The organism is Hymenobacter miniatus (assembly GCF_016427455.1).
Classification (GTDB): Bacteria; Bacteroidota; Bacteroidia; order Cytophagales; family Hymenobacteraceae; genus Hymenobacter; species Hymenobacter armeniacus.
The window spans coordinates 394,062-404,039 of record NZ_JAELXR010000001.1 but is presented as its reverse complement, the minus strand read 5'-3'; the positions used below and the strand labels follow the sequence as shown (position 1 = coordinate 404,039).

8 protein-coding genes and 1 tRNA gene are annotated in these 9,978 nt (G+C 64.6%); 3 read left to right on the top strand and 6 right to left on the bottom strand.

The genetic code is table 11. The features are described 5' to 3' along the window. Window positions 1-125: 125 nt before the first annotated feature. Window positions 126-1,013: a DMT family transporter gene (locus JAO73_RS01850; protein ID WP_198975476.1), complete on the bottom strand. Its 888-nt coding sequence runs from the start codon at window positions 1,011-1,013 to the stop codon at window positions 126-128. Between the two features lie 152 nt (window positions 1,014-1,165). Here JAO73_RS01850 and JAO73_RS01845 point away from each other — a divergent pair, with 152 nt between their 5' ends. After that, complete coding sequence (locus JAO73_RS01845) at window positions 1,166-1,672, top strand: regulatory protein RecX (protein ID WP_198975475.1); 507 nt, start codon at window positions 1,166-1,168, stop codon at window positions 1,670-1,672. 97 nt (window positions 1,673-1,769) lie between these two features. Here the strand turns inward: JAO73_RS01845 and JAO73_RS01840 are convergent, their stop codons facing one another. The 5 genes from JAO73_RS01840 to JAO73_RS01820 all read right to left on the bottom strand — a co-directional run bounded on the left by JAO73_RS01840 (window position 1,770) and on the right by JAO73_RS01820 (window position 8,164). Then, window positions 1,770-2,405 (bottom strand): DUF4230 domain-containing protein, encoded by a 636-nt coding sequence (locus JAO73_RS01840; RefSeq protein ID WP_198975474.1) that lies wholly within the window; start codon window positions 2,403-2,405, stop codon window positions 1,770-1,772. A 1,237-nt stretch (window positions 2,406-3,642) separates the two neighbouring features. Further along, the gene (locus JAO73_RS01835; RefSeq protein ID WP_198975473.1) at window positions 3,643-4,563 is read right to left on the bottom strand and encodes a 1-aminocyclopropane-1-carboxylate deaminase/D-cysteine desulfhydrase; all 921 of its coding nucleotides are present in this window, start codon (window positions 4,561-4,563) and stop codon (window positions 3,643-3,645) included. Between the two features lie 79 nt (window positions 4,564-4,642). Beyond that, window positions 4,643-7,177, bottom strand: coding sequence for a YfhO family protein (locus tag JAO73_RS01830; protein WP_198975472.1), 2,535 nt, complete (start codon window positions 7,175-7,177; stop codon window positions 4,643-4,645). Between the two features lie 197 nt (window positions 7,178-7,374). Then, entirely contained in the window at window positions 7,375-7,632 is a 258-nt protein-coding gene (locus tag JAO73_RS01825) for a DUF4834 family protein (RefSeq protein WP_198975471.1), read from the bottom strand. 94 nt (window positions 7,633-7,726) lie between these two features. Beyond that, window positions 7,727-8,164, bottom strand: coding sequence for a hypothetical protein (locus JAO73_RS01820; RefSeq protein ID WP_198975470.1), 438 nt, complete (start codon window positions 8,162-8,164; stop codon window positions 7,727-7,729). Window positions 8,165-8,302: 138 nt separating this feature from the next. Between JAO73_RS01820 and JAO73_RS01815 the strand changes: the two genes are divergently transcribed. Further along, window positions 8,303-8,375: transfer RNA gene (locus tag JAO73_RS01815), tRNA-Thr, on the top strand. 151 nt (window positions 8,376-8,526) lie between these two features. Further along, window positions 8,527-9,837: a site-specific integrase gene (locus JAO73_RS01810; RefSeq protein ID WP_198975468.1), complete on the top strand. Its 1,311-nt coding sequence runs from the start codon at window positions 8,527-8,529 to the stop codon at window positions 9,835-9,837. Window positions 9,838-9,978: the final 141 nt, after the last annotated feature.

Below are 9,978 nucleotides of genomic sequence, written 5' to 3'. Positions count from 1 at the left end.
AATCCCTTACGCCCCCGCTGCGCCCCCGCTTTGCCTCACCGCCATATTTGAGTAGAAACCCTTAGACAAATCGGTAGAAACCCTGACATTTATATGCAAAGCGCTATGTACAAGACCCTTGCTTCCTACGCCGCCACTTCCGCGGCCGGCGCCGGCACGGCGGCGGCCGCGCTGCGCCGGCCCGTGTACCAGGCATTGAGCCCCACCCCGGCCAGCACCAGCCCAATGCCCGCATACGCCAGGGACCCGAAGCTCTCGCCAAACAGCAAGTACCCCAGCGCCAACGCGTACAGAATGCCCAGGTAATTGAGCGGCGCCACCCGGCCGAGGCGCTCCAGCTGGTAGGCGCGCGTCATGGCCACCTGGGCGGCCTGGGTGAAGGCCCCGCAGGCCAGCAGCCAGAGCCAGTCGAGCCCCTGCGGCGTGCGCCACTGAAACAGGCAGGCCACCGCCGTGAGCGGTAGCGAAATCAGCGGCAGGTAGAACACGATAACCACCGGATGCTCGCGCCCCCGCAAGGTGCGGATGGCGTTGTAGCTCAGGCCCGATATCACGGCGCTGAGCACGCCCACCGCCAGGTACAGCCAATTGCTGCCCGCGGCCACCGCGGCGCGGCCCGCCGCGGTCGGACTGCCGTGCCCCACCAGCAGCACCCCGCCAAAACTCAGCCCGAAAAACAGCCATTGCCAGGGCCGCACGGGCTCGCGCACCAGCCAGATGCCCAGCACGGCCGTGCAAATGGGGGCCAGGTACTGCACCGTGACGGCCGTGGCCAGCGGCAGGTGCTGCAACGACGCGAAGTAGCACATCAGGGCCAGCGCGCCCGTGCTGCCCCGGCTGATGAGCAAGGCCCGGTTGTGGCCAAACGGGGCCACGCCCAGCCGCCGCAGCGCCGCGTAGCTGGCCACGATGGAAAAGAGCGAGCGAAAGAAAATGATTTCGAGCGCCGGCAGGTGGTGCAGCTGCTTCACGCAGGCGTTCATGCCCGCAAACAGCACGGTGCTCAGCAGCATGAGCCGCACGCCGGGAGAAAGATTACTAGCCAATGAAACGACGGGAAGCGCGACGGGTGGGAAACGAACTTTGCGGAAGGATGTTAGGTAAAAACCTGCGGGCCCGGCCGAGAAGCCTCGCGCCGCTACCTGCTAACTGTTCATCGGTATTCATGTTCAAAAACCCCGACAAAGCGCCCAAACAATACACGCCCGGCGAAGCCCTGCAAAAGATTGCCGCCTTTTGCGCCTACCAGGAGCGCACCCAGAAAGAGGTGGAGCAGAAGCTGCGCTCCTACGGCCTCGACGAGGACGAAGCCGGCGAAATCATCATCCGCCTGGGCCGCGAAAAGCTGCTGGACGAAGAGCGGTTTGCCCAGGCTTTCGTGCGCGGCCACTACCGCCAGAAGAAATGGGGCCGCCGGCGCATTGTGCAGGAACTCAAGCAGAAAGGTATCAGCGAGTACTGCATCAAGTCGGGCATGAAGGAGATTGACGGCGAGGAGTATTACCAGAACCTGGTCGAGGTGCTGGAGAAGAAAGACCGCCAGGAAAAGGAAAAAAACCCGCGCGTGCGTCGCATGAAAATCTCGCAGTACCTCACGGGCAAAGGTTACGAGCAGGACCTCATCAAAATCGCGCTCGATGACTTGGGCAAAACGCCGGAGGACGACGAGTAATGTCATGCTGAGCGCAGCGAAGCATCTCATCACGTCTGCATGAGTCACTCAGCGGTGATAAGATGCTTCGCTGCGCTCAGCATGACAGAAGGGCGACTTACTGTTTCGGGCCCGCTTTGGGCAGCACCAGTTGCTGGCCCAGTATCACGCGGCGGCCGGTGAGGGTGCGCAGCATGGGCACGAGAATCTGCTCGGCGTTGCGCTGGGTTTGGGCCAGAATGCCCGACTGCAGGGCGGCGTTGCGCACCTGGGCTTCGGCGTATTTGTAGCCTTCGTCTACCAGCTCAGCATCCTGAAAAAGGCCATTTTCGGTGCTGAAGACACGGCTTTGGTTGTGGTTGATTTGGAAAGTGCACAGCTCCGGCGCGGGCAGGGCCACGCGCACCACCGAGTCGCCTTCGAGCACCACGTCCTGGGGCTTGAGCTTGCGCAGGTCGATGCAGCCCACGGCCTCGCCGCCCACCACCAGGGCCACTTTCGACTCGGGCAAAAACCGGTAGGCCTTGCGCCGGTACTCCACCACGTCTTTGAAGCGGTAGCGCACCAGTTCCAGCCGGCCCAGGGCTTCCACCTGCGTGAGGACGGTGTTGTGCGTCACGGTGATGCGCGGCTCGTCGGCCGCCAGCGGGTTGAGGCCGGCCAGGGTGGGGCCCACTTTTTTCCAGAGAAACCAGCCCAGCGCCACCAGAAATAGCAGCGGCAGCAGGCGGCGAAACAGTCGGATAAGGTTCATATGCGGGTAAGTACGGCTGGGCTTCGGCGGCGTTGGGCGGAGGCGCGGGCTAGCTTTGCGGCCAATGCGCGCATTTTGGTTTTTTCGTTTGCTGGGTAAAGGCCTCGGCCGGCAGCACCGGGGGCTGCTGGCGGCGCTGTGGGTGCTGGTGCAAGTGCGCTTCCTGCTGCAGTTCCGCGGCCCCCACTTCGCCAACGACAGCGGCCGCTACCTCTCCTACGCCGCCAACATCGCCGAGCGGTTTTATTTCGAGCCCGGCCACAACCTGCGCTACGTGCTCTACCCCTTATTTGAGAGCCTGTGGCTGCGGCTGGGCCTGGGCTGGTGGGGCATCGTGGCGGGCCAGTTGCTGATTTCGGCCCTGGCCACGCGGGCCGTGTACCGGGGCACGCGCCGCTTGGCGGGAGGGCGCGGGGGCGCGGCCGCGCTGGCCGCGTTTCTGTTCATTGCCTGGCCCGACATTCAGCAGTTCAACGTTTTTCTGCTCACCGAGTCGCTGTTCATTAGCCTGGTGGCGCTGTCGTTTGGCGCTTTCACGCGCCTGCAGCACGGCGGCCCACGCCACTGGCTCGGCTTTTTTCTGCTGCTGACGCTCACGGCACTGGCCCGGCCCAACGGCTTCCTGGTGGCGCTGGCCGCCGGGCTGGCCGGCCTCGACGCCCTGCGCCGGCGCCCCGACCACCGGGCCTGGCGCGCTGCCCTGTTGGGCCTGGTGCTGCTGTCGCCGCTGCTGTGGCGCGCCCTCAACCACCAGCTGGCCACCTACTACCTCATGGACACCTACCAGCGCGGCGAGCTGATTTTCCGTTCCCCGCTCTGGGCTGTGCACCAGGCCGCGCCCCTGCAAATGCCCCCGCCCGGCACCGGCCCGGCCATGCGGGTTCTCTACTTCGCCGCGCACAACCCCTTGTACCTGGGGCGCTTGATGCTGGGCAAGCTGTTTGTGTTCGTGAGCTACCTCAAGCCGCACTACTCGCTGGCGCACCGGGTGCTGGGGGTGCTGGTGCTGTGGCCCGGCTACTGGCTGGCCGCCCGCGCCACCCGCCGGGCCCACATCTGGCGCCCGGCGCGGGTGTTTCTGGCCGCTGTTTTCCTGCTGCAGGCGGCCATTATCATGCTCACCGTCGAGGACTGGGACGTGCGCTTTCTGGCGCCGGTGCTGACGGTGGTGTTCGTCCTGGCCGCCCTGGAGCTGCAAGGCGTTTGGCAGCGCATAGAGACGCAATATGTTGCGTCTCTACCTCGCCGCAAACCGCTCGTTCCACCCGGCCCAGGCCTGCTGGCCGCCCGTGTGAATGGCCACCACCGTGCTGCCCGGCGCGAAATCTCCGCGCGCAATCATATCGAGCACGCCAAACAGCAGCTTGCCGGTGTAGATGGGGTCGAGCAGCACCCCGTGCCGCTCCTCAAACGCCCGAATGAACCCGAGCAGCTCCGCCGAGTATTTGGCGTAGCCGCCGAAGTGGTAGCCGGTTTCCAGCGAGTAATTGCTGAAAGCGCGGCCGCTGGCCTGCCGGGTTAGCGCATCAATCTCGGCCCGCAGAAAGCCGCCGTTTTTCAGGGCCGCTACGCCCACGGCCTGCTGCTGCCCGGCCAGGCCCGTGAGCAGCCCCGCCAGCGTGCCGCCCGTGCCCACCGCCACTGCCAGCGCGTCGAAGTCGGTTTGGGCCCGAATTTCGGCCACCAACTCGGCGCAGCCGGGCAGGGCCAGCGCGTTGGTTCCGCCTTCGGGCAGCACGTAGGCGGGGCCGAAGCGGGCGAGCAGTTCGGTGGTGAAATCCGGTTCAGCGCGGCGGCGGTAGGTGCTGCGGTCGAGGTAATGCAGTTCCATGCCGTCGGCGCTTGCCCGGGCCAGCGTGGGGTTGAGCGCGGCTGAGCCGGCACCAGGAAGCGGCGCATCGCCCCGCACCAGGCCAATGGTGCGCAGCCCATAGAGGCGCCCGGCCGTGGCCACGGCCGCCAGGTGGTTGGAATAGGCCCCGCTAACCGTCAGCAGCGTGTGGTGGCCCTGCTCGCAGGCGGCCTGCAGGTTGTATTTGAGCTTGCGGGCCTTGTTGCCGGGCAGGTCCGGGTGCGCCAGGTCGTCGCGCCAGAGCAGCAGGCGCACGCCGCGGGCCTGGGCCAAGGGTTCGGGTAGTTCCTGCAGCAGCTGGCTCATGGCTCGTGTTCGGTTAGCTTGAATAGCAACGGCCACGCCGCGTGCGCAGCATGGCCGTTCCGGTTTTCAGCTGCTGAGGCTACGCCAGCGGGGCGGCGTAGGCCGGGGCGGCCGCGTCGGGCTTGCGGCGGGCCACGTACACGCCCGCCCCGATAAGGGCCAGCAGCAGCACAATGCTCGACACCAGCGACACCGTGTTGCCCACGGCGTAAGACTTCGGCTCAAACTTGAACTCGATGGTGTGGTTGCCGGCCGGCACCTGCAGGGCCCGCAGCACGTAGTCGACGCGGAAGTGCGGCACCGGCTTGCCGTCGATGAAGGCCTGCCAGCCGTCGGCGTAATAGATTTCGGAGAACACCACCACGCCGTCGTGGGTAGCGTTGGCGCGGTACTTCAGCTCGTCGGGACTGTAGCCGGCCAGGGCGATGGTGGAGCCGGTGATGTCGTAAGTGGCGGCTTTTTGCTGCGGAAACTTGCTGGCGTCCACCACGGCTTCGGTGGCGGGGCTGAGCGTGCTCAGGGCGGCCATTTCCTCGTCGGGGCTGTTCACGGTTTTCACGCTGCTCACAAACCAGGCATTGCCCAGCGCGCCGGGGTTGCGCTGCACCGGCTGCTTGGGGTCGCCGGTGATGAGGTAGCGCGTGTTCAGCATGTTGAGCACCTGCTGGTTGTTGTTGGAAATCTGGCGCTCAATCAGGTCCTGGTAGCGGCGCAGCTTGGCGCCGTGGTAGCCCCCGATGCTCTTGTGGAAATACGACGTTTGAGCCTCGTTGAAGGGGTTCTGCACGTTGAGCACGCGGTAGCTCAGGTCGGTGTCGCGCAGGATGAGCTGGTCGGCCGGCGTGGGCTGAAACTCTTCGGCGATGGTTTCGCGCTGAAACTTGTTCTCGCCCAGGTAGCGCTTGTCCACGCCCCAGAGGTCGAGCAGCACCAGGGCCACCATCACTAAGGCCGCCGGCATCATGGCCAGCTTGCCTTTCAGGTAGAAATACAGCACGCCCAGCGCCGCCCCAATGAAGAGCAGGCCGCGCCACACGTCGTTGCGCAGCAGGTCGGCGCGGTCGGCGCGCAGGGCCGTGAGCAGCTGCGGCGTGAAGCCCTGCTTGGTGAGCTCGCCGTCGATGGGCGCGGCAAAATCGAAGCTGAAGCTGGCCAGGTAAGCCAGCACGCAGATGCCAGCCGTGATGGCGCCGGCATACAGCACTTTCGGCAGCAGCGCCGCCGTTTCCGGAGCTGCAGCGGCCGCCGCGCCGGGCGTCGCCGCGGGCACCACGGCGCGCGGCCGCAACACCCGGCTCAGCGCCAGCGCGCCCAGAATGGGCATGGCCAGCTGCGCAATTACCAGCGCCATGCTCACGGCCCGGAACTTGTTGTAGCCCGGCAGAATGTCGAAAATTAGGTAGTTAAACGTCTCAAAGTTCTTGCCCCAGGCCAGCAGAATGGACAGCACCGTGCCGGCCAGCAGCCAGTAGCGCGTGCGCTTCTCCACCACGAACAGGCCCAGAATGAACAGGAAACACACCACCGCGCCCATGTACACCGGGCCGGCCGTGTAGCTCTGCTGCCCCCAGTAGGTCGGCATCGCGCCCAGGTATTCGGCCGGCAGCCCGGCGCGGCCGAGGTTGGAATCGGTGCCGAGCGGCATGGAGCTGGCCCCGCCGTAGAAGTTGGGAATCAGCAGGGTAATGGTTTCGCCCACGCCGTAGCTGTACTGGAAAGCGTAGTCGCGGTCGACGCCCGTACCGCCGTCTTCGGCGGCAGCGGCCGGCGCCTGGCCGGGGGCCGTGGGGGCGGGTGTTTTCAGCTCGCTCGGGCCGCGGTTGCTGTACTTGCTGTACTCGGCGGTGGTGTAGAGGCGGCCGAAGCTCACGCCCACGGCCAGTGCCGCGCCCAGCGCCAGCAGCGCGGTGCGCTTCAGGAAATCGGGCAAACGGCCTTCGCGGAAAGCGGCCACGGCTTCGATGACCGCGAAAATGGCCACCAGCAGCAGCAGGTAGTAGGTGATTTGCAAGTGGTTGACGTGCACGTTCAGCGTGAGGGCCACGGCAAACAGGGCGGCGCCTAGCCACTTATTCCGTCGGTACGTGACCAGAATGCCGCCCAACACCAGCGGCGCGTAGGCCAGGGCCAGGCTCTTGGTGTTGTGGCCAGCGGCCAGAATGGCCAGGTTGTAGCTCGAAAAGCCCAGCGCCACGGCGCCCGCCACGGCCACCAGCGGCCGCACGCCCAGCGCCACCAGCAGAATATAGCCGCACAGCAGCGCCAGAAACAGGTTGGCCACCACGGCGGGCAGGCCCAGCGTCAGGGCCGTTTGCAGGTAGCCCGACCAGTCGCCCGGAAAGTGCAGGCTGACCAAGTAGGTGGGCATGCCCGAAAACATGGAATTCGTCCACAGGGCTTCCCTGCCCATGGTTTTGGCGTACTGCTGGGCCTCGTGGGCGCCGCCCTGGAACTGGGTGATGTCGTGCTGGGCCAAGGTCTTGCCCTCGAACACAATGGGCGAGAAGTACACGCAGGCCAGCAGGGCGAAAAACATCACCGCCAGCACGTGCGGCAAGGCCCGCTGCCACCACGGCGCGGACGAAACAGAAGAAGCAGAAGCAACAGCAGCCATCAGGGCAAATTTGAGGGAACACAAAAACGTGCCCGAAGGTACAGCACAACCCCGCGAAGCCGCTATCCGCTGAACGAGGAACGGTTCTGCGGAGCGCCGCCGAAGCATCTCTACCCCGGGAGTAAAGCAGATTACTTTCCCAATAGAGATGCTTCAGCGGCGCTCCGCAGAACCGTTCCGGAATGGCTTCAGCCAGTCTACTTCACTTCTTCAAAATCAACGTATTCGCCGCCTTTGAACTCGTTTGGCTTCTGCTTGGCCGCCGTGGGCGGCACGTAATCGACGTGAATCTGGCCGGGCTCCCGGTCTTGGCGCGGCGCCGACTGCGGGGGCACCACGAAGCCGCCATTACGCATCTGCTTGCGCACAAAACTGTTCAGCGCCCAGCGCAGCACGATGGGCAACACGTAGCGCACTGCGAAAAAAATGATGATGAAAATGAGCCAGAAGCGCATAGAAGCTGGATATGGTGAGGCCGCCGCAAAGTACGGGCAACGCTAGTTGACGCGCTAGCTCCGGCTTTGCTTTATCCCAACGCCCGGGCGGTGGCTAACGTTTCCGCAGTGCCCGGGCCACGGCCCCGGCCACCAGGCCACCCACGGTGTACCAGGCCACGGTCATGGCCCGGGTTTGGGGCGTGCGGTTGCTGGGGCCTTCGCCCAAGCCCATGGGGCCGGGCAGCACCACGCCGCCGACGCCCGCCGCCACGCCCAGCAGCAGGCCCCGGCGCAGGGCATGCTTGCCGCTGCCTACCAAGGTGTAGTATAGGCCATTGCTGAGGATATCGCCGGCCATGGTGAGGTCGAAGAGGGTGTCGCGGTCGGGCTGGGGCGCGTCGGCTTTGCGCAACAGCTTGCGCAGGCCGCGCATGCCCAGCACGTCCATGCGCGGGGCGTCTTCGGGGCGCAGGCGGCGCACGGTTTCGTGCAGGGCGGTGAGGGCGAGGGCGCCGGCAAAGCCAGCGGCGAGCGAAGGCAGGGGTTTCATACGGTGCGGGAAAGGAGGCTGCGTTTCAAACGCGGCGTCGGCGGCGGGGTTTCTAAATTTTTCTGGGGCGGCGGTTGCGCGGCTTCCGGCGCGCTGCCTATCTTTGCACTCCCTTCCAAAACCGTTGGCCGGGAACAAGCCGATTTAGCTCAGTTGGTAGAGCAGCTCATTCGTAATGAGCAGGTCGTTGGTTCGAGTCCAATAATCGGCTCACACATTCACACCCGGAGCACCCGGAAAACCGCTTCTCACGTCGTGAAAGCAGTTTTCCGGGTTTTTTGCGTTTGGGGGTCTCGGTTCTCCACGACGCGAATCATGGGGTTTCCTACGCGAGTAGCGATACCCATTACGCTACCTGGTTTATGACCACAAAATTCGTGCTCCGTGTCCAGAAGATGGACGCTGCCGGGCGATGCCCGGTGTATCTGATGGCCTACTTTGATGGCCTCCGCCTCGTTCATTCGACGGGCGAAAAATGTAAGCCGGCGGACTGGAACGCTGACCGGCAAAAGTTTCGGGCCTCCTACCCACTCGCGGAGGAAGCCAATATGCTGCTCACTCGGCTAACAGCGGAGGCCTTGGCGTGGTGGCGCAAGCTACGGGCTGCAGGCGAAACTGCCACGCTGGAAGGACTAAAGGCAGCGTTGCGGCCAGCTCCCGCACCTGAGGCAGTGGTAATCAAGCAAGAATCGGTGACGGTGTGGTACGACGAGTACCGGCGCTCGATGAAGGCGCGGGGGTATGCGTTCGAAACGCTGCGCCACAACTTGGTTACCCGCAACTGGATGGCCTGCTTTGAGAAGTGGGCCGGGGTACTGCTGGACCCAACGACCTACAACATGGCCCTGCACGACCGGCTGATGGTGTACCTGCGGGAAGAAAGAAAGCTGGCGCCTAACTCGGTGGCCACGGCCATCAAGGACCTGAAAACGTTTCTGCGGTGGCTGCGGGATGAACGTGGCGTTGCCGTAGGGATTGAAATAAGCAAGCTGGTGATAAAGTCGTTTGACACCCCGAAATTGTATCTAACAGCTGCGGAACTGGACCGCATTGCCTCGGCCATGCTGCCGGCCAACCTGGTGCCCACGCGGGATATATTTCTGTTCTGCTGTTATACCGGGCTGCGGTACTCGGATGTATCGGGTCTGCACCGAGGGCACCTGCACGAATGGGACGGCGGGCGGCTGCTGAAGCTGATGATGAGCAAGACGCGGGCCGGGGTAAGCATCTATCTAACGTCGGCGGCCTCGGCCATTCTGGACAAGTACGACGACCCCGAACGGCTGAAGCTGCTGCCGGTGCACCCGAACCAAGTAATGAACAAGTACCTGAAGCGGGTGGCCAAGCTGGCGGGGCTGACGGGGGCGGCCGACCTGGTGAGCACGGAGAGCGGCGGCATCGTGCGGGCGGCGGTGCCCAAGTGCGAGCTGGTGACGATGCACACGGCCCGCCACACATTTGCCACGCAAAGCCTGCTGCGCGGGATGCCGGTGGAGGTGCTGCAGAAAGTGCTTGGACACAAGAAGGTGCAAACTACCCTCATCTACGCCAAGATTATCGAGGATTTCCAGCACCAGACCATGCGCCGCATTTGGGACGGTCAATTAGGGGAAATGGACAGCGCCGGGGCCCGGTCTAACCAGATTTGCGACGTAGCGCCGGCGGTGGCGTGAACATAGCCTTGCACCAGCACCACCCGCCCCTTCAGCTTGGCGGGTGGCAGCTGGAGCTTGCTCACCAGCTCAGGCTTGACGACAACCAAAAGGGGGCACTTGGGCCCGGTGCGGTCAAGACTGAGCACGCAGAGGTTGGCG